15 protein-coding genes are annotated in these 19396 nt (G+C 50.4%); 10 read left to right on the top strand and 5 right to left on the bottom strand.

All coding sequences use genetic code 11. The features are described 5' to 3' along the window. Positions 1 to 20 precede the first annotated feature (20 nt). The 6 genes from C8E01_RS06280 (at position 21) to C8E01_RS06255 (ending at position 6272) form a co-directional block, all read left to right on the top strand. The gene (locus C8E01_RS06280; RefSeq protein WP_116542503.1) at positions 21 to 1640 is read left to right on the top strand and encodes a hypothetical protein; all 1620 of its coding nucleotides are present in this window, start codon (positions 21 to 23) and stop codon (positions 1638 to 1640) included. Between the two features lie 16 nt (positions 1641 to 1656). Continuing rightward, entirely contained in the window at positions 1657 to 3141 is a 1485-nt protein-coding gene (locus tag C8E01_RS06275) for a class I SAM-dependent DNA methyltransferase (RefSeq protein ID WP_116542502.1), read from the top strand. A 44-nt stretch (positions 3142 to 3185) separates the two neighbouring features. Then, complete coding sequence (locus tag C8E01_RS06270) at positions 3186 to 3782, top strand: hypothetical protein (RefSeq protein WP_133242733.1); 597 nt, start codon at positions 3186 to 3188, stop codon at positions 3780 to 3782. A gap of 381 nt (positions 3783 to 4163) precedes the next feature. Beyond that, on the top strand, positions 4164 to 4874 hold the full coding sequence (gene gntA, locus C8E01_RS06265) for a guanitoxin biosynthesis heme-dependent pre-guanitoxin N-hydroxylase GntA (RefSeq protein WP_116542500.1): 711 nt from the start codon (positions 4164 to 4166) through the stop codon (positions 4872 to 4874). 29 nt (positions 4875 to 4903) lie between these two features. Next, positions 4904 to 5494 carry a DUF1989 domain-containing protein gene (locus C8E01_RS06260; protein ID WP_116542499.1) on the top strand — a complete coding sequence of 197 codons (591 nt, stop codon included), beginning with the start codon at positions 4904 to 4906 and terminating at the stop codon, positions 5492 to 5494. Between the two features lie 118 nt (positions 5495 to 5612). After that, positions 5613 to 6272 carry an SOS response-associated peptidase gene (locus C8E01_RS06255; RefSeq protein ID WP_116542498.1) on the top strand — a complete coding sequence of 220 codons (660 nt, stop codon included), beginning with the start codon at positions 5613 to 5615 and terminating at the stop codon, positions 6270 to 6272. 266 nt (positions 6273 to 6538) lie between these two features. On the opposite strand, the gene C8E01_RS06250 is transcribed toward C8E01_RS06255, so the two are convergent. From C8E01_RS06250 to C8E01_RS06240, 3 genes are all read right to left on the bottom strand, one after another. Further along, the gene (locus tag C8E01_RS06250) at positions 6539 to 9091 is read right to left on the bottom strand and encodes a family 20 glycosylhydrolase (RefSeq protein WP_116542497.1); all 2553 of its coding nucleotides are present in this window, start codon (positions 9089 to 9091) and stop codon (positions 6539 to 6541) included. A gap of 521 nt (positions 9092 to 9612) precedes the next feature. Next, positions 9613 to 9909: a GIY-YIG nuclease family protein gene (locus C8E01_RS06245; protein WP_116542496.1), complete on the bottom strand. Its 297-nt coding sequence runs from the start codon at positions 9907 to 9909 to the stop codon at positions 9613 to 9615. Positions 9910 to 10361: 452 nt separating this feature from the next. Continuing rightward, positions 10362 to 11333, bottom strand: coding sequence for an aldo/keto reductase (locus tag C8E01_RS06240; RefSeq protein WP_116542495.1), 972 nt, complete (start codon positions 11331 to 11333; stop codon positions 10362 to 10364). Positions 11334 to 11475: 142 nt separating this feature from the next. Between C8E01_RS06240 and C8E01_RS06235 the strand changes: the two genes are divergently transcribed. Continuing rightward, entirely contained in the window at positions 11476 to 12630 is a 1155-nt protein-coding gene (locus C8E01_RS06235) for a serine hydrolase domain-containing protein (RefSeq protein WP_243409454.1), read from the top strand. Between the two features lie 197 nt (positions 12631 to 12827). Here the strand turns inward: C8E01_RS06235 and ypfJ are convergent, their stop codons facing one another. Then, positions 12828 to 13730 carry a KPN_02809 family neutral zinc metallopeptidase gene (gene ypfJ / locus C8E01_RS06230; protein ID WP_116542494.1) on the bottom strand — a complete coding sequence of 301 codons (903 nt, stop codon included), beginning with the start codon at positions 13728 to 13730 and terminating at the stop codon, positions 12828 to 12830. 250 nt (positions 13731 to 13980) lie between these two features. Then, positions 13981 to 14556, bottom strand: coding sequence for a fasciclin domain-containing protein (locus tag C8E01_RS06225; protein ID WP_116542493.1), 576 nt, complete (start codon positions 14554 to 14556; stop codon positions 13981 to 13983). Positions 14557 to 14929: 373 nt separating this feature from the next. On the opposite strand from C8E01_RS06225, the gene C8E01_RS06220 reads away from it, so the two are divergent. From C8E01_RS06220 to C8E01_RS06210, 3 genes are all read left to right on the top strand, one after another. Further along, positions 14930 to 16012, top strand: coding sequence for a sensor histidine kinase (locus C8E01_RS06220; protein WP_116542684.1), 1083 nt, complete (start codon positions 14930 to 14932; stop codon positions 16010 to 16012). Positions 16013 to 16065: 53 nt separating this feature from the next. Then, a complete protein-coding gene (locus C8E01_RS06215) occupies positions 16066 to 17460 on the top strand; it encodes an MATE family efflux transporter (RefSeq protein WP_116542492.1) in 1395 nt (464 codons plus the stop codon). Positions 17461 to 17708: 248 nt separating this feature from the next. Next, complete coding sequence (locus C8E01_RS06210) at positions 17709 to 19379, top strand: mechanosensitive ion channel family protein (RefSeq protein ID WP_165820575.1); 1671 nt, start codon at positions 17709 to 17711, stop codon at positions 19377 to 19379. The last annotated feature ends 17 nt before the right edge of the window (positions 19380 to 19396 follow it).

Below are 19396 nucleotides of genomic sequence, written 5' to 3'. Positions count from 1 at the left end.
GTTTAAACCTTCAGATAACCATGCAAACACCATCATTCTTTTCACTCCAAGACTTTGAGCACTTTGAGAAGATAGCTTACAAAGAGCATGACAATGAAAATCCATTGCATGTTGCAGCCAAGAATCAATTGGTAAATGGTGTATGGTCTAAAACTGGCTATTGGGCAAAAGAAATTGAAAAAACACTTCCAGACTACGAAGTCGATTCATTCAAAAAAGCATGGTTTCAAAGGCCTGTTAGAGGTAAATCAAATGTCACGATAAAACCCTATACCTGGGCACGAATCATCAGGAAAAATGCCAGCAACAAAGATGTATACTTTACCCTAGGTATAGACTCCGATTTAAAAATAGTGATAGTAAAACTAGACTATCAGAACTCAGGCAACTCTGATCTAACGGACAGGCAAAAAGAAATCTGTAAACAAAAACTAGTCAATACTAATGGGTGGTGGAAATATGTAGAAGTAATACCATTAAGTGATCTATCAAAACATAATTGGGATACCTTAATTGCGGCTACCGCCAAGTTTATCAAAGATCACGAAGAGACTTACCAAGGTGTACTTCAGGCTATCGAAGCAAACGCCAATAAACGCCTTGCACGCCTTACTTGGAACAGTAAAGGATGGGTGATGCCGTCTGGACCAGAAGGAAAAAGCTATGATGGTCAGTCACACGAAGGAAACCACGGTTATGGACATGAAGAATGGCTATTAGATTTTAGTAAACTAATCGATGATTACCATTATGGTTTTTTGGAACCGTTAAGATCAGATTATGATACCTACGCAGGGAGATCTTTTGACATTCAGCTTTACACAATTAATAAGCAGACAAAAAAACGTTACTGGGTGGGTGAGCTGAAAAACGCAGAAATAATTAGTATAGCAGAATCCGAGCAAATCAAAAAAGAATACAAACGCTTGGGTTGGCTGAAGGAAATGGAGGACCAAATAAAAGCTTCTGGTGCTAATGAAAGAGGCTTCTCAAATTGGAAAGGCGTAAACTTATTCAATGTGCGATTTAAACCAAAAGATGCTGTGTTGTATGATGAGTTTATAGAAATTGATCCAAAGAATCCATTGTATAAAGTAAAACGATACACCTTTTTAAATAATAGCCCCAAATACCAAGCACCTCAGGTATTAAAGCCATTTGAATTCCAAAAACCAACCGAAGCCGAAGTAAGATCTGACAATACTGACCCTAATTACAGCACTCTCTCGAAGCGAGCTCCCAGAACTGTTGAAATAGAGCTTTATCATAAAAAAATAAGCAATTACCTGTCTACACATTTAAGGTCTGTTTATGGCAAGAAGAATGTGAAAGCTGAGCACCCGGCTGGCACAGGTAGTAATAGAATAGATATTGTAGTTCAGGATAATTCTGATCTCATTTTCTATGAAATTAAAACCTATAGTTCCATTAAAGCTTGCATTAGAGAGGCCATTGGTCAGATACTAGAGTATTCGTATTTCCCAAATAAAGCATTAGCAAAAGAGCTTATCATCGTATCGCAGCACGAAGCTGATGAACCAATAAAAGATTACATGAGCCATTTGCGAAACAAATTTGACATTCCTCTCTACTACCAACACTTTGATATGACAAAAAAGACTTTGTCAGATAAGTACTAAATTCAAATATCCTAAAATGAGTAACAACAACTCCGCTATAGTTTCTAAAGTCTGGTCCTTTTGCAACACCCTCCGCGACGACGGCGTGGGCTACGGCGATTATTTAGAACAGCTTACCTACCTCCTCTTCCTTAAGATGGCCGACGAGTATACCAAGCCGCCTTACAACAGGAAGTTGCCTATACCTGCCGCCTATACTTGGGAGAGCCTTGTGGACCTGAAAGGTGCCGAACTGGAGGCGCACTATACCATCATGCTGCGCGAGCTCGGCAAAGAGAAAGGTATACTGGGGCAAATCTTTACCAAGAGCCAGAACAAAATTCAGGACCCGGCCAAGCTCTCCAAGATCATCGCCATGATCAACAACGAGCAGTGGCTAATGATGGGCGTGAAAGACAAAGGCGACATTTACGAAGGTTTGCTCGAAAAGAACGCCGAAGATACCAAGAGCGGTGCCGGTCAGTACTTCACCCCGCGCGCTTTGATCAAAGCTATGGTAGAGTGCGTGAACCCGCAGCCGATGAAGACCATTGCCGATCCAGCTTGCGGTACAGGTGGTTTCTTCCTGGCAGCTTACGATTACCTGGTGGAGCACCATCAACTGGATCGGGAGCAACGGCAGTTCCTGAAGTATAACACCTTCTTTGGCAACGAGATTGTAGCTAGCACCCGTCGTCTTGCGCTGATGAACCTGTTCCTGCACAACATCGGCGACATCGACAGCGATAACTTCATCTCCCCTGCCGATGCCCTGATTGCCGATACAGGTATACGCTACGACTATGTGCTGGCCAATCCGCCGTTTGGCAAAAAAAGCAGCCAGACCTTTACCAATGCCGAAGGCGAGCAGGAGAAAGAAGACCTGACCTATAACCGTCAGGATTTCTGGGCCACCACGAGCAACAAGCAGCTCAACTTCCTGCAGCACATCCGTAGCATACTCAAAACCACAGGTATGGCCGCCGTCGTGCTACCCGACAACGTACTGTTCGAGGGCGGTGCCGGTGAAACCGTGCGCAAGCGCCTGCTCGACACGACCGATGTGCATACCATCCTGCGTCTGCCAACAGGTATATTCTATGCGCAGGGTGTGAAAGCCAACGTGGTTTTCTTCGACAACAAACCAAGCAGTAAAGACCCGTGGACGAAAGAGATTTGGGTATACGACTACCGCACCAACGTGCACCATACCCTGAAAAAGAACCCGCTGAAGCTGGAAGACCTCCGAGATTTTATTACGCTGTATAACCCCGAGAACCGTCACAAGCGCACCGAAACCTATAACTCCGAAACCAACCCTGAAGGCCGTTGGCGCAAGTTCAGCTACGACGAGATCATCGCCCGTGACAAAACAAGCCTCGACATCACCTGGCTAAAAGACAAGTCACTGGCTGACCTGGATAATCTGCCTGACCCGGATGTGCTGGCTGAGGATATCATTGAGAATCTGGAAGCGGGATTGGAGAGTTTCAGAACGATTTTAGTGGCGTTGGAGAAGTAATTTTATTAAAGATATTTTTTTAACAAAATTTTAAATAATTGTACGTGAAGAAAATAATCCCCTTTCTATTCCTGATCTCCTTACTTGCCAGCTTTACACTAAAAAGCAATAGTGCAAATGACTTAGAGTATGAGTTAAACAGCTTGATTCGCACATTTTCAAACAATGTTAGCGAAGTTGATTGTGAGCGATATTTTAGGAAAATAAATCAGTTAAAAGACGATATTTCTCAAGCTAAAAGAGATGACTCTAATGATCAGGCTGCTCTTAGAAGATTAGAAAAAAAGACTAATAATTTTTATGACTTTGCAGCTACGCTCACACGTTGCCCAAATACTAGCAATGAGTTAGAGATAAGCAGTTTCAACTCTTTATTAGATGAAACTGGCCTCTCTCCTACTTTGGTAAAAAGGAATGGGTGTGCTGCAATCTATAAAGTTAATATCAATGGCTTCCAAACCTATTATGCAGTAAATAGCTCTTCAGAGTCCAAGTCACTCAAGATAGCTATGCCTGGTACAACTTTCACTATGAACATTATGTGTAATTCTGTTGAAGGTTTTTCACAAGGTGAAATTCTTAGAAGTATAAACACAGCATCGATTACTTGTAGCTTAGCTAACCTTATGTGCCGAAATTAAGCTTAGGTAAGTTACAGAAGCAGTAAAAAATGAAGAGCCTCTCCGGAATGGAGAGGCTCTTCATTTTTTACTGTAATAATACTGCTAGACTATTGTCCTACACTTCCCTGGCATTCAACGTCCTCCCTTCACCAAATTCAGCCATTAAAATAGCACCTTTTTAAGCCCATCCGAGTATACACACCTATCATACCTGTCAGTATGATGCCAAAACAGCTATAGCTCAGATTGGATGAAAAGGACAATTTTATGGGCTGGCAACAGCCTTGTAGACTCAGAAATAGGCTTTTCCCAAACATCCCGCTGCTACTGCTGTTTTGACTAGAAGGCGCTACTCCTGGAAAAGGGACAGCCTCTTTTTATCACTTTTATTTGAACTTCATGCTTACCAAAACATATTATACACCAGAAGAACTGGAAACCACCGACAGCGCACCTCTCCAAGACCTATACAATAGCATTTCCGATAAAGTAAGCGATACAGAATATCCTTGTGTGGGTGCCAAGGCTGCCCTCAACTCAAAGCAGCTCCGCATCGGGGTGTATGACCGGATGGCCACAGCCGAAACAACCAGGCAGTTGGGCCTCGACCTGAAACACTACATAGCCGAGACCCTGGCATCCGAAAGCGAGTACATGACCATGGTGGCTTTTTTCAGAGAAGAGGAGCCTACAGACGAGCTGGCATTTGAGAACAACCTGTGGGCACAGCTGCAGCTCCTGCACGACAGCGACGACAGTCCCGCTCCATGGGACCCTGAGGTGAGCAGCAACCCAAATGATACGAACTTCAGCTTCAGCTATAACGGCACCGCTTTTTTTGTGGTGGGCCTACACCCCAATGCCAGCCGCAAAGCCAGGGCATTGGGCTACACCGCCATGGCCTTTAACCTGCACCGGCAGTTTGAGCAGCTGCGCGAAAAAGGCGTGTATGACAACATGAAAAAAGTAATACGCGAGCGGGATGCCGCCTATGACGGAACTATAAACCCGATGCTGAACGACTTCGGCGAGGGCTTGGAAGCGCCGCAGTACAGTGGCCGCCACGTAGATGACAGTTGGAAGTGCCCTTTCCTGGCAGGTAAACTATAATAACGCGATCAAAACAAAGAACGAACAACATGATAGAAACAATTGCCAGGCAAACTGGCGCCGCCTTTAAACTGAACAAAGGAGACAAACTGAAGGTGATCGATCCACAGGGAGAGCAGGTAAGCGATATGGTACTCTTCAACGCCGAAGACAAGCGCGAGAAGTTGTCAGCGGGGAAAACGCTGGACTTTGAAGAAACCATTCTGATCACCAAAGGCCACCACTTGTGGAGCAACCGAAGCCGCAAGATGATGGAAATACTAGAAGACACGAACGGCCGCAACGATTTCCTGTTGGCTCCCTGCAGTCCGGAAACGTTTCAGATCATGTACCAGAACCCTGAGTACCACCCGAGTTGTTTTGAGAACCTCTACACCAACCTGGCAGCGTTTGGCCTGGAGCCCGATGATGTGCCGACGGCCTTTAACATCTTTATGAATGTGCAGTTTGCAGCTGACGGTAAATTAACGGTGGCACCACCTACAAGCAAGGCGGGTGACTATGTGCTGCTGGAAGCCAAAATGGATTTGATCGTCGGGCTCACGGCCTGTTCTGCTGAGCAGTCCAATAACTACAGTTTCAAACCCATACAGTATGAGATCATCAGGGCGCAAAGCTAATGCGACCTGTAAGCATTTAAACTGCTGACATGATAGGTAACAAAAGCAGCAAAATAGCTGCACCTGTTCTAACTTAGCCATCGTAAAAGTTAAAGTCATACTAACTACCCTATTTACCATGTGCGGCAGATACTCGGTACTAGCTAAACCAAAGGGAAACTCGAAAGCGGCGAAACTGTTGGCGAAAAGCCTGAAGGATTCCCATTACAATGCAGCACCTTCGCAGAACCTGCCTGTCGTGACGAACGAGCAGCCGGACGTCATCCAGTTCTTTTCCTGGGGGCTGCAGCCTTTCTGGGCGAAAGATGCCAAAGCGGTGAAGCGCGCGATCAATGCCCGGGCCGAAACCCTCGGTGAAAAACCCTCCTTCCGCAAACTGCTGGACTCGAAGCGCTGCCTGGTGCCGGCAGATGGTTTTTTTGAATGGCAGAAAACGGAACAGGGCAAGGTGCCCTACCGCATCCTTTTGAAAGACGAAGATACGTTCAGCTTTGCCGGTCTCTGGGATGAATGGCTGGATAAAAGCACAGGGGAAATTCTGCATACCTACACCATCATTACAACCGAGGCAAATGACCTGGTGAAGCCGATCCACGACCGCATGCCGGTCATCCTTTCACCGGAAGCAGAAGAACTCTGGCTGGATGCACATGAATCGCAGGAAGAGCTGCTATCGCTGCTCAAGCCCTACGATTCAAAGGCAATGAAAGCCTATCCGGTGTCTCCCCTGGTAAACGCTGCCCAAAACAACGTACCGGAAATACTGAACTCCCTGTAGCCACAGGGGCGTTTCCCTCTCCTTTTTGTCATCCTGAAAGGATCTTGGTAGCGAATAGTATAGGCTTAACCTCCGGGGGAAGGGGCCCTCTATTTCAAACAAGATTCTTTACAGAATGACAAGAGAGGTTTTAATCTGTCTGTAACCAACTCCGAGAATCTTTATCAAGAGAAAGAAAAACTAAAGCCCGCTCAGCTAAACTGAGCGGGCTCTGATTTATACAGAGAGTAGTTTCGTTAGTGGAAGCCCACACTTCTAGCCAACTCTCAACTCGCTTTATTCCCAACCGTCACCACGCGGCCGGATCGTCCTGAAGGTGCAAACACCTTGAGTTTGATCTCCCCTTTCTCGCTGATCGGGCCGGTGTATACCTTGCTCTTTTCGGTTGGCTCCGAACCGTCGGTGGTATAGCGGATGGTGAAGCCCGGCAGCTGCACATTCGCCAATACTTTTCCATTTTCTACCACCGCTCCGGCAGTAGGGATACGGTACTGGAAACCGCCTGCATAATGGCTCAATCGTGGGAGCTCCCGCTTGCCCAGCACGTTCACAAAGGCAGACCAGGCTTGGTTGTAAGCAGCTTCCCCTTTGGCAGCATCGGACTCGGTGGCCCAGGCGGGATCAGGTGCCCAGGCTCTCTCGGCCAATCCCAATAGCTTCGGCAGCAGCATGTACTCCAGCCGCTCCGGGGTTTTTATCATCTCCGACCAAAGCGGCGCCTGCAGACCCACAATGTTCGTTCGGCCATAGGCAGTCAGCTGTTCTTTTCCTTTAAAGACTGCAGGGTTGATCGGCTTGTTGTCGGTGTCTACCTTCTGGTTCTTCATGTAGTCAAACGGGATGAAGTAGAAGGGCTTGTCCAGATCCAGGTAGCCGGCCCAGTACAAGCCAGGCTCTTCGTAGGCTTTCTGGTAAGTCAGGTCCAGGTATAGGTTGGAAGCATTGGTGAGCACGACTTTATAGCCGGCATTCGCCATGCGGTAGGCCAGGTCCTCCGCGCCCCACAGGTTGTTCCAGACATCCACATGAAAGTTCTTGCCTTTGAAATCCGGGTTGGGCACATACACGCTTTTGCCATTCTGCTTCACCTTGGTTAAGCCTATTTCTTCCCAGCCCGACAAGTATAGCTTACGGGCGGCCAGCATGTCATTCACCTTACCAAAGAAGTAATCCCAGAGATCATCTTTGCTCTTTACTTTCGGGTTAGCCGCTAGCAGCGCCTGCACGGCAGGAGATTTCTCCCACACCCCTGCCGGTACTTCGTCGCCACCCATGTGGATGGTCTGGATCGGGGCACCGGCTTCCTTGTACATCGCCAGCATCTCGTCTACCACCTTTTCGAGGAAGGTATAGGTAGAAGGTAGCGCCACGTCGATCACGTTATCGTTCCAGTTCTGCACAGACCGGTATTCCGATTTGTCGTTCAGGTCGCGGAGCAGGTAGCGTTTTGCTTCCTCCGGTTTCCCCTCCTGCATCAGGCGGGCATAGCGGGCGTCCATCGATTTGATGGCGGCCCGGGCGTGTCCCGGTGTCTCTATTTCAGGAATGACCTTGATGTGGCGCTCCGTGGCATACTTCAGGATCTCGATGTAGTCGGCTTTGGTATAGTGTCCGCTGCCGCTGGTTTTGTCCGCATCCGGACCGGAGCCCAGCGACGGCTGCATGTGGTTTTTTTCGTCAACGGTATGGCCGCGTTTGCTACCCACTTCCGTCAGTTCCGGCAGACCCGGAATCTCCAGGCGCCAGCCTTCGTCATCGTTCAGGTGAAAGTGCAGCACGTTCAGCTTGTAGAGCGCCATCAGGTCCAGCACCTTCAGCACCTGCTCCTTTGTCTGAAAGTTGCGGGCCACATCCATCATAAAGGCCCGGTGCCCGAAACGCGGTTCATCCGAAACGCGCAGGCCAGGCAGTGAAACAGCCGATTGTTTTTTAGTTAGAGCTTCAGCCGGGATCAGCGTCTTCAGCGATTGGGTACCATAAAAGGCGCCTGCTGGCGTAGAGGCAGCGATCACCACTTCCTGCGGACTCACCTGCAGTTCGTAGGCTTCTGGCCCCAGCCCTTTCTTCTGCTGTAAACGGATCGCTTTGCCTGTGCCCAGCATACTGATCACCGGCTTCTTTCCGAACACATCGCCAAAGTGGTCTGCCAGCAGATCAGCCTCCCGCATGAAAGCAGCATCCGTTACAATGGGCACTGTGGCGGTCATGGTAAAAGGCTTTCCTGTTTCGTGGTAGACAGCCGGCGTCGGGAAAACCTTGGTCAACTTTTCTTCGGGTATGTTGGTGATAATTTTGTTTTGCTCATAGATGTCCTTCGCCTGCACCCAGTCTACCCAGGGCTGGTCCGGCTTTTTCACAGTGATCTGCGCAGTGGCATATCCTTTCGACTTATCCTGGTCCCAGACCAAATAGAAGCCGTGCGGTGTTCTGGAATCGTTCACGACCTGCCCGCCCGAAACAAGTTCTATACGCTGCGAAGCCCCCGGCGCCAGCTCCTTAAAGGCAGCCGTCGGCGCTATGTAGCGCAGGTCGCCGTTCACATGCTCCACCTTAACCGGTGCATTATCAGTTTTGGGCTTGAGGGCAGGAAAGGAATGGAAATACAGGGTCCAGCCGCTCGCCGGCAAAGGCACTTTTCCAGTGTTGGTGAGGGTGAGCATAGCCAGTGTCTGCGGCTTGTTCTCGTACTTGCCGTCTGTTATTTCATACTGCAGTTGAAGCGTTTTTGGGTCGAATTGGGACTTATTTTCCTGTGCAAAGGCATTCGTATACAGCAGGACGAAGAGGGTATATACTACTATTGTCAGGATCTTTCTCATGTTCTCTAAATAAACAGGCGTGTGAATCTATCCTGAAATATAGCATAAAATGCGTAGAACCTAAACCTTTGGCAGGGCAACAGCGCAGGATGAATGTGAAGACACTGATTTTTTAATAGAGAGTTACGTCAATCTATTTCCTATGATGCCAGGCCTACCTTATACATTCTCTTTTGTCATCCTGTAAGGATCCTGGTAGCGGATAGCATAGGCTTATCACCCCTCTAACCAAGTTTCTTAACAGAATGACAGCGTGTTAAAGGCAAATATGATTAGAATACAACGACGCTAATATGATGCTAAGGCTGTTCTATACCTTCTTATTTGTCATCCTGTAAGGATCCTGGTAGCGGTTAGCATAGGCTTATCACCCCTCTAACCAAGTTTCTTAACAGAATGACAGCGTGTTAAAGGCAAATATTATTAGAATACAACGACGCTAATATGATGCTAAGGCTGTTCTATACCTTCTTATTTGTCATCCTGTAAGGATCTTGGTAACTAGCCTGAGAAGCTGTAAATCAAGGATCTGCCTTCAGAAACCGCAGGTATGGATTTTCACTTTTTATCAACTCCATTTTCTTTTCACGACTCCAGCTCTTTAGTTCCTTTTCTCTATCAATAGCATGCTGCACATAGGTATAACGCTCATAGTAGACAAGCTGGTAACAGAAGTAGCGACCTGAAAAGGTTTCAGGCTTGCCTCTGTTTTGCTTGTGTTGCTCAAGCCTATACAACAAGTCATTTGTCACCCCCACATAAAGCACCGTCTTGCTTGGGTTAGTGGTGATGTAGACAAAGTAGTTATGGCTTTTCATTGTTTACTACAGGGCCGATGCATTCTATTTTAATTGTCATCACTATAATTGTCATCCTGTAAGGATCTTGTTTTGTCATTATGCAAGTATCTACTTTTTTTGTCATCCTGTAAGGATCTTGGTAGCTCATAGTATAGGCTTAACCTCCCTTTAACCAAGTTTCTTAACAGAATGACAGGGGATTTCAGTAGACCAGATTGTATCAAATATAGTCCCTGCATTGCATCCCCCCGGCCATCAACACCCCTATGGTCCCCTCAAGGGGACAGTTCCACTTTATTAAATCATGGTCAAGAACTACTGCCATTCTGTTAAGTGGAACATCCCGAACTGGCTTCGGGGAAACTTGTTCCAAAAAAGAAGACCCTATCCTTAGAGGCTAGGCCTTAGCTACGATCTACCAAGATCCTTACAGGATGACAAAAAGAACAAGCCGAATTTGTGCCTCACCCCTACTGCGACCACTCCGTCGGCTTGCGGTCCCAGCGGTGCGATTTGAGTTGGGCCAGCAGTTCATCTGGCAATCCTTTCCCATCGCTCGCCTGCAGATTGGCCTGCACGTGGTGGGCTTTGCGCATACCGGGTATGGTGGTGCTCACATCCGGATTACTCAGAATAAAGCGCAGCGCCATCTCCGCCATCGTCATCCCGGTTGGTACAAGCGGTTTCAGCCGGTCGGCATGGTCCACACTGGCTTTCAGGTTTTCGGGCACAAAGTAAGTGCTTCGCCAGTCGTCTTTCGGGAAAGTAGTTTCAGTTGAGAACGTGCCGGTCAGGGTGCCTTCATCAAAAGGAACGCGGGCAATGGTGGCGATATCCAGTTCGCTGCAAAGCGGGAAAAGCCTGTCTTCCGGCGCCTGGTCGAAAATATTGTAAATGACCTGCACGCTGCTGATGTGGCCGGTGCGCAGGGTCTGAAGCACATTGTCAGGTTCCCATCGGTTCACGCTCACGCCCATGTGCTGAATTTTACCAACTGCTTTGAGCTTCTCCACGGCCCGTTGCCATTCTTCCTGTTCTGCCCAACTGTCTTCCCAGACATGAAACTGCTGCAGGTCGATGGTCTCCACTCCCAGGTTCTGCAGGCTCTTCTCGGTATAGGAGATGATGTGATCGGCAGGAAAACAGTCTTCGAGCTTGTAGGATGCTTTAGAAGGCCACTTCATGTTTTTGGGTGGGATCTTGGTGGCCACATACAGGCGCTTATCCGGGTTGCGCCGGAGCAGACGGCCGAGTATCTGCTCGCTTTTGCCCTTGCCGTAGCCCCAGGCGGTATCAAAAAAGTTGCAGCCGCCTTCCACGGCCATATTCAACGAGCGGTTTGACTGTTGGTCATCCGAACCGGTCCAGCCGGCCATCCCCCACATCCCGTAGCCTACTTCGCTCACCTGCCAGCCTGTGCGGCCAAATCTTCTGTACTCCATACCTGTCTGTTTTTTGTTTGATGTTCTGCATTCATACTGTAGTAAATATACAAGAGTTGTCGTCCTTTCAGCCTGAATCCATCGGGCAAATACAATATTCCGGGAGAGATGCTTATCTTGGACTTCTCAAAAGCTACACACCATGACAACGATGCTGAAAAAACTCTGGAAGAAAGCCACACTCACCACATTTACTGTGATCGCCTTCACCCTGTCCGGCCAGGCGCAGGACGGGAAAACCGAGGCAGACATACAGGCCCTGATGCAGCAGCATGACATGGTCGGCCTGTCAGTGGCCGTGGTCAGGAAGGGGGAAATTGTGTATGCCAGGTCCTTCGGACTAAAGGATGTTGAAAGCCAGACGCCACTCACGAACAACGACATTTTCAGGATCGCGTCCATCTCCAAGTCCTTTACCGTGACCTCCCTGATGCAATTGGTGGAAGCGGGCAAGCTTTCTTTGGATGAGGATGTGAGTAAGCTCGTAGGCTTTCAGGTGCGGAATCCAAAATACCCGAATAAAGTCATCACCTTGCGGATGATGCTGTCGCATACCTCCAGCATCAACGACAGCCAGGGTTATTTTACACTCGACACCATCGACCCTGCCAAAAACCCGAACTGGGCTGCCTGCTACAACAGCTACGAGCCCGGCACACAATACGAGTACTGCAACCTGGGTTTCAATATGGCCGGCACCATCCTGGAAAAACTGTCCGGGGAGCGATTCGACCAGTACGTGAAGCGCCACATCCTGAACCCAATGGGGCTGTACGGCGGCTACCAGGTAGACTCCCTGGACGCCAGCCGCTTTGTGACGCTCTATGCCTACAATCCTGATTCCAGCACTTTCTCCCCGTCACCGTCGGCCTATGCCCCGCGCCGGGAGGAAATAAGCAATTACCAAATGGGCTACAGCACGCCTATCTTCTCGCCTACCGGTGGCATGAAAATGTCGGCTTCCGACCTGGCCAGGTATATGAGTATGCACATGAACAAAGGCGAGTATAAGGGCACCCGGATCATCTCAAAAAAAAGTGCCAGGCAGATGCAGAAGAAAATCGCCGACAATGGCTACGGCCTGGCGCTGAAAACTGAAAGAAACCTCATTCCGGGCAAGGCTTTGGTTGGGCACACGGGCAATGCCTACGGACTCTACAGCGCCATGTTCTTTCAGCCAAAAGAGCAATTTGGTATTGTGGTGATCACCAACGGAACCAGCGCCCCGGAAGTGAATGAGTATAACCTGGCTCTGGCTGACGTGATCAACAGTCTGTACAACAACCTGATCAAATAAACCACGCGCAGGCGGCAAGCTGCGATCTACTGCTATACCTGGTTAAGCACCAGCCACAGGGAGCAGCTACCGGGATAGCACGTTTTGAACACAGCGCGGGCAAAAGAAAAGCCTCCCCATTTCCGGAGAGGCTTTTCCTTTTTCGCTAGGATTATACCTGCTGTTTACGCTAGGACTATACCTGCTGTAAGTTGGCTTTATAACTCAGCAGCATTGAAGGTATCGCCGTGTCGTACATCGCCTGTATCGAAGCCTTTTTTGAACCAGCGGACTCTTTGGGCGGAGGTGCCGTGTGTGAAGGAGTCGGGTACCACCCGGCCGGTCGCCTGCTTTTGCAGACGGTCATCGCCGATGGCACTGGCCGCGTTCAGGGCTTCCTCCAGGTCGCCGGGCTCCATTATTCCTTTTGCTTTCTGAGTATGGTGCGCCCACACGCCGGCATAGAAGTCAGCCTGCAACTCTACCCGCACCATCAGTTGATTGAATTCCGTTTGGGACAGCTGGCCGCGCAGGGCGTTTACCTTGTCCATGGTTCCGGTGAGCTTCTGGATGTGGTGCCCCACTTCGTGGCCCACTACATAAGCCTGCGCAAAGTCACCTTCCGCGCCCAGTTTGCGTTCCATTTCGCTGAAAAAGCTCAGGTCGATGTACAGTTTTTCGTCGCCGGGGCAGTAGAACGGTCCGGTGGCGGAAGAAGCCAGTCCGCAGGCTGAGTTTACCTGACCCGAAAACAGCACCAGCGTGGGTTCTCTATACCCTTGTATCATCGTGTTCCAGACATCCTCGGTATCGGCCAGCACCACGGCCGTCTGGTCGGCCAGCGCCTGTTCTTCCGGACTTGGCTGGTAGCCGCTTGACTGTGCGTACTGCGCCTCGCCACCCACAAACTGCTGCAGGAGCGCGAGTGGGTTGGTTCCTGTTAAAAACATGATCAGCAGCAATACGCCCACAATGATCAATCCTACTTTGGAGAAAAGGAGCCGGAACAAAGGGATGAGCAGCATGGGACTGATGCCCCTGCCACCTCCACCAAAACCGCCTGCTGACTGACCTCTACGGTCTTCTATATTGCTGCTTTTTCTTCTGCCTTGCCATTTCATAGTAATCTGCTTTATGAAGTGAATGTCGGTCGATCTGCCCAAGAGCGATCTTGCCGCTGAATTCTGTACTTATAGTTGAACAGTATAACGAGGAGTGGCTTTTAATGGATGTAGGAATTTTATACCAGCAGCTGCTACCGCTATGTAGGAGCTTTGCTTGGGAGAGTGAACAGACACAGTAGCCTAAAAACAGAACGGGCAGGCGCCCTATGAGAAAGCACCCGCCCGTAGCTAAATAATGACAATTATATTACATACCGGAAGGCGGCAGCATCACTTTGTCAATCAGGTGTACGACGCCATTCGATGCTTCCACATTTGGCGTGGTCACGTTGGCATCGTTGATCTTCACACTGCTGCCGTCGAGCATTACCTTCAGGTCAGCACCGTTCAGGGTCTTGGCTGCCATGTTGTTCGTCAGATCAGTAGATTTTACGTTGCCTTCCACCACATGGTAGGTCAGGATGTCGATGAGCTGCTGCTTGTTCTCAGGCTTCAGCAGGTTCTCCAAGGTGCCGGCCGGTAAGGCGGCGAAGGCTTCGTTGGTCGGGGCAAAAACAGTATAGGGGCCAGCGCCTTGCAAAGCGCCTACCAGGTCAGCTGCCTGCAGGGCCTGCACCAGCGTGGAGAGCGACGGTGTTTCAGAAGCGAGCGCCACAATGTCCTGGTTACCGGCCGTCATGGTATCGTCTGTGGTCAAGGCCTCATCGGTGGTTGTCATATCCGCATCAGCAGTCACAACTTCTCCGCTTTCGGTGGCTTGCTCGTTGGTATTGCAGCCATACAGCAGGAGGGCCGACAAAAATAAAATGCTTAGTTTTTTCATAAGTGCTATTTTTTAATTGGTTGATTAACAGGAGAGAAACCAACAGCCAGCACCTTTGTTCAAAACTAATTGCGATCTCTACCCCAGCCTGTAGTTGGGTCGTTTCAATCTGTTAAAGAAGTAGCATGAAACACCCCTGCAGGTGGGCTTTATTATGGGCTCAGCCCTGGTACTAGTTTACCCAAGCATAGCGAACATGTCACGGCATCCCCACCTCCGCCGACTTAAAAAAATGCTGTTTTGCCTCCTTTGGCGTGTACCTTTTTATTTTCCTGCGTATACAGGTCATTTTCAGATTATCTGCTGTGTTTGGCTTTGCTGACATGATAATGCTTACATGGACGGAGCAGGCAGATTGTTAGACACCCAGCTTATGAACCAGGCATACAACAAAAAAGCGCACAGCAAACTAATCGAGTTGAACGATGAACTTGAAAACTATTTCAACAACACGATCATTCCGCAGCTGTTCGTAGACGCCAACATGATCCTCCGCAAGTTCACGCCGCCGGCCATGCGGCACTTTAAGCTGACTGCTGACGACATTGGGAAGTCAATTGTGGATGTTTCCAGCAACATCCGCTTCCCGACCTTCGTCGAGAACATCACCGAAGTAATTGCAAGCAACAAGGACCTGGAAAAAGAGATCCAGACGACGGACAAGCGATGGTACCAGATGAACATCCTGCCCTACATTGTGCGCAAGGAGAACAGAACGAACGGAGTGATCGTCACCTTTATTGACATCGACGACCGCATCCAGATTCTGAAGGGCTACGAGAGCCTGAACAGAAACTATGAGAACATCATCCACTCTATTTCCCACGATATAAAAGGGCCTCTTTCTAACATAGAAGGCCTGGTCAGGTTGATGCAGGAAGAGGCTGAAGATGAAGAAGACAGCCAGCGGATAAAGGACATGCTAAGCGAGTCTGTTGCCAATCTCCGCCAGACGGTAGAAGAACTTGCCGACATTCAGGCAAGCGACACGGGCTTTGCCCAGGCACCGGAGCGCGTGAACTTTGAAAACATCATCGAAGACGCCAAACTCGCTCTCCGGGACCGGATAGCGGAGACCGGCGCAGAGATCAGCACGCACATTGAGGAGCCGGAGATCAGTTTTTCCCGCAAGAACGTCCGGAGCATCGTCTACAACCTGCTCAACAACGCCATCAAGTATCAAAAACCCGGCAACATACCTGTCATCTCCGTCCGCACAGAAAAGGCAGGCGACTACGTTCTGCTTACCGTGCGCGACAACGGGACAGGTATAGCGGAAGACAAAAAGTACTCAATATTTGAGCGCTATACCCGGCTGCACAACGAAGTGCCTGGCACTGGCGTCGGGCTGTTTATCGTAAAAGGCATGGTGGAGCAGATGGGGGGAGAGATACAGTTGGAAAGCACTTTAGGAGAAGGATCCACTTTTAAGGTGTTCTTTAAATCCGTGCAGTAAGCTGCGGCAGTTAATTTAGACAAGCGTGACCCTGCTATACCTGAACGCCGCACATGAACAACCTGAAAGATTTTCTGCAACTCGTCTGGTCGGCCGTGAAAGGCAAGGAACAGGACTTTACGACGTTGGGTATCCGGACGAGTATTGTGCTGCTGGCAGTGCCCATGATCCTGGAGATGATGATGGAGTCACTGTTTGCCGTGGTCGATATTTTCTTTGTAGGCAGGTTGGGGCCACTTGCGCTGGCCACCGTTGGCCTCACTGAAACGGTGCTGATGGTCATTTACTCCGTAGGGATGGGCGTGAGCATTGCCGCTACTGCCCTGGTTGCACGCCGTGTAGGCGAAAAAAATTACCACGAGGCCGGAAACGTTACGTACCAGCTTCTGATCACAGGCGCCGTGCTGGCCGTGATCATGGGCATACTGGCCACCTGGTTTGCAGCCGACATCCTCACACTGATGGGAGCTGATGCTGCCCTGCTCGAAACCGGACTGCGTTATGCCCAGATCATCTTTGCAGGCAACCTGGTCATCATCATGCTTTTCCTGATCAACGGGATTTTCCGGGGGGCCGGTCAGCCGCACCTGGCCATGCGTGCCCTCTGGCTCGCCAACGGCGCTAACATCGTGCTGGACCCACTCCTGATCTTCGGTATCGGCAGCTTTGAAGGATGGGGACTGGAGGGCGCCGCCTGGGCTACTACCATCGGCCGCAGCATGGGCGTGGTCTACCAGTTTTACCACCTCCTCAATGGCAAGCACTTGCTCAAGGTCGGGCGCGACAACCTGGTTGTTAGTTTGGCCATGATCAGGCGCATTCTGGCGGTGTCGTCGGGTGGCATGGGCCAGTACCTGATCGATTCGGCCAGCTGGATCTTCCTGACCCGAATCATCGCAGAGTTTGGCAGCAGTGCCCTGGCCGGCTATACCATCGCTTTCCGACTGATCGTGTTTGCGCTGCTGCCGGCCTGGGGCTTGTCCTCGGCGGCAGCCACGCTGGTTGGCCAGAACCTGGGCGCACAAAAAGCAAAACGGGCTGAGCTGGCGGTATGGCTGACGGCGCGGTACAACGTAATCTTTATGGCGGCCGTCACGCTCCTGTTTCTTTTTTTTGGGGAGAACCTGGCCGCTTTCTTTGCAGAGGACGCAGCCGTCATTACGGTGGCTTCTGAAGCACTGCGGATCATTACGCTGGGCTACGTCTTTTTCGGTTTGGGTATGGTGATGGTGCAAGCCTTCAACGGCGCCGGCGATACCCGCACGCCATCTATCATCAACATTGTGGTGCTCTGGCTGATCGAGATACCACTCGCCTACTTGCTTGCAAAAACACTCGGCTTCGGCACGACTGGCATCTTCGTCGCCATAGCCTTTTGCCACTCCTTTCACGCCCTGGTCAGCTGGTGGCTCTTCAGGCGCGGCACCTGGAAAGTAGTGAAGGTATAGCAGGTATAGCTGGTTTAGCAGGCATAGTGTGAACGGTTATACCTGCTGTTAGACGATAAGATCAGTCGACTAGCTTTTCACTAACGAGCCATCGATGTTCGGTAAGAAATAAGCATGTGCTTCCTCCAGGCTCAGGATATGACCATCCTTCATACAACCCGAATTAAGCGCAGCCGTTATTGCAGGATGTAACAGAAATTGACCTATCGGTAACTGCTTTAAGGAGCAGGGCCATTATGCTATACCACATGTTTTCTGCACGCTACTGCCTTACACCTCTAAGATACTCCCTTCGCTATACCTCTATTTTATGGCTGGCCTTGCTCCTGCTTTGCGCCATTCCTACCGCGTCTTATGCGCAGGAAACAGTGCCAGACACAGCGGCAGTTGTCGCGCCTGAGTGGCCCGAAGACTCGCTGGGCAGGCGCACGCCGCGGGGTGCTGTTACGGGTTTTATCAAAGCGGTGGCCGACGGAGACTATACCCGGGCTGCTTTCTTCCTGAACCTGGAAGCCGCCAGCGACACGATACAGGATGGTGGCGTTGTAGCGCAGGCCCTGCAGCGCATGCTGGACCAGCGCAGTAAAACCGTACCCCGCTCCTGGATCAGCAACGAACCTGACGGTGACCTTGAAGACAACCTGCCACCTAACCTGGAGCGGGTCGGCACGGCCACCGTCAACGAAGAGCACATTGACATTCTGCTCGAGAAAACAGAGGGACCGGCGGGAGGCCCGATCTGGCTTGTGGCAGCCGAAACCATCCGCAGAGTACCTCTGCAGGAAACAGTCCCGGACGAGACGGTGATCGAGAAAACACTGCCCGGCTTTCTGGAGGAAAACCGCTGGGGCGGGGCGCCGGCGGGCCATTGGCTGGGTATGCTGCTGATTGCTTTGGCAGCTTACCTGCTTGCCTGGGGCATTACATCCGGGTTGATTCTCCTGATCAGTTACATCTGGCGCAGAACCCGCGACGAGCCTACTTTTGGTTTTATCAGGGCCTTTTCGCTGCCGATCCGCCTCTACCTGGCCGCTCTGCTGCTGGTATACCTGAGCCAGCGCCTGGGCATCTCGTTTGTGCTGCGCCAGCGTTTCAGTGAGCTGACCATCATTGTGGGGCTGATAGCGGTGCTCCTGCTGCTTTGGCGCCTGGTGGATGTCATCACCAAATTCAGTCAGCGCCGCCTGGTGGAGCGCAGCAATATGGCGGGCATCTCCATTGTGCTTTTCCTGCGCCGCGGAGCAAAAATAGCCCTGGTCGTGTTCGGCGCTATTTTTATACTCGATACACTGGGCTTTGATGTCACCACGGGTTTGGCCGCTTTAGGTATAGGTGGTATTGCGCTGGCCTTGGGTGCCCAGAAAACAGTAGAGAATTTTGTCGGAAGCGTTACACTCATTGCCGACCAGCCCATCCGGGTGGGTGACTTCTGCAAGGTGGGCGACACGAGCGGCACCGTAGAGCAGATCGGCATGCGCTCTACACGCCTGCGCACGACGGAACGCACCATCGTTACTATTCCAAACGGGGACTTTTCGTCGCAGAAGATCGAGAACTTTGCCCACCGCGACCGCTTTTTGTTCAACCCGGTGCTGCGACTGCGCTACGACACCACACCGCCTCAGATACAGGCCGTGTTGCGCTCTCTGCGCGAAACACTCTCCGCACATCCTAAAATAGACAAAGACAGCGCGCGCGTCCGCCTTACCGAGATCACGGCAGATGCACTGAAGTTAGAAGTGTTCTCCTACGTGCTGACCAACGACTTTAATGAACAGCTGGAGATCAAGGAGGGACTGCTGCTCACCATGATGGACGCCGTCAACACCAAGGGAAAGGGCTTTGCACTACCCATTCAGCAACTGGTGGTGAGCAAAGACGGTGCAGGTATGGATCAGAAAAAGGAGACGTCCGCTTAACACAGCCCTCACACAGG

The organism is Pontibacter virosus, assembly GCF_003096355.1.
Lineage (GTDB): Bacteria > Bacteroidota > Bacteroidia > Cytophagales > Hymenobacteraceae > Pontibacter > Pontibacter virosus.
The sequence above is the reverse complement of the archived record's forward strand: the minus strand, read 5'-3'. Positions and strand labels throughout refer to the sequence as shown.

Bases quoted from the DNA above. Each gene is read 5' to 3' on its own strand.
- C8E01_RS06280 (WP_116542503.1), top strand. From the start codon at position 21: ATGCAAACACCATCATTCTTTTCACTCCAAGACTTTGAGCACTTTGAG.
- C8E01_RS06275 (WP_116542502.1), top strand. From the start codon at position 1,657: ATGAGTAACAACAACTCCGCTATAGTTTCTAAAGTCTGGTCCTTTTGC.
- gntA (WP_116542500.1), top strand. From the start codon at position 4,164: ATGCTTACCAAAACATATTATACACCAGAAGAACTGGAAACCACCGAC.
- C8E01_RS06260 (WP_116542499.1), top strand. From the start codon at position 4,904: ATGATAGAAACAATTGCCAGGCAAACTGGCGCCGCCTTTAAACTGAAC.
- C8E01_RS06255 (WP_116542498.1), top strand. From the start codon at position 5,613: ATGTGCGGCAGATACTCGGTACTAGCTAAACCAAAGGGAAACTCGAAA.
- C8E01_RS06250 (WP_116542497.1), bottom strand. From the start codon at position 9,091: ATGAGAAAGATCCTGACAATAGTAGTATATACCCTCTTCGTCCTGCTG.
- C8E01_RS06245 (WP_116542496.1), bottom strand. From the start codon at position 9,909: ATGAAAAGCCATAACTACTTTGTCTACATCACCACTAACCCAAGCAAG.
- C8E01_RS06240 (WP_116542495.1), bottom strand. From the start codon at position 11,333: ATGGAGTACAGAAGATTTGGCCGCACAGGCTGGCAGGTGAGCGAAGTA.
- C8E01_RS06235 (WP_243409454.1), top strand. From the start codon at position 11,476: ATGACAACGATGCTGAAAAAACTCTGGAAGAAAGCCACACTCACCACA.
- ypfJ (WP_116542494.1), bottom strand. From the start codon at position 13,730: ATGAAATGGCAAGGCAGAAGAAAAAGCAGCAATATAGAAGACCGTAGA.
- C8E01_RS06225 (WP_116542493.1), bottom strand. From the start codon at position 14,556: ATGAAAAAACTAAGCATTTTATTTTTGTCGGCCCTCCTGCTGTATGGC.
- C8E01_RS06220 (WP_116542684.1), top strand. From the start codon at position 14,930: ATGAACCAGGCATACAACAAAAAAGCGCACAGCAAACTAATCGAGTTG.
- C8E01_RS06215 (WP_116542492.1), top strand. From the start codon at position 16,066: ATGAACAACCTGAAAGATTTTCTGCAACTCGTCTGGTCGGCCGTGAAA.
- C8E01_RS06210 (WP_165820575.1), top strand. From the start codon at position 17,709: ATGTTTTCTGCACGCTACTGCCTTACACCTCTAAGATACTCCCTTCGC.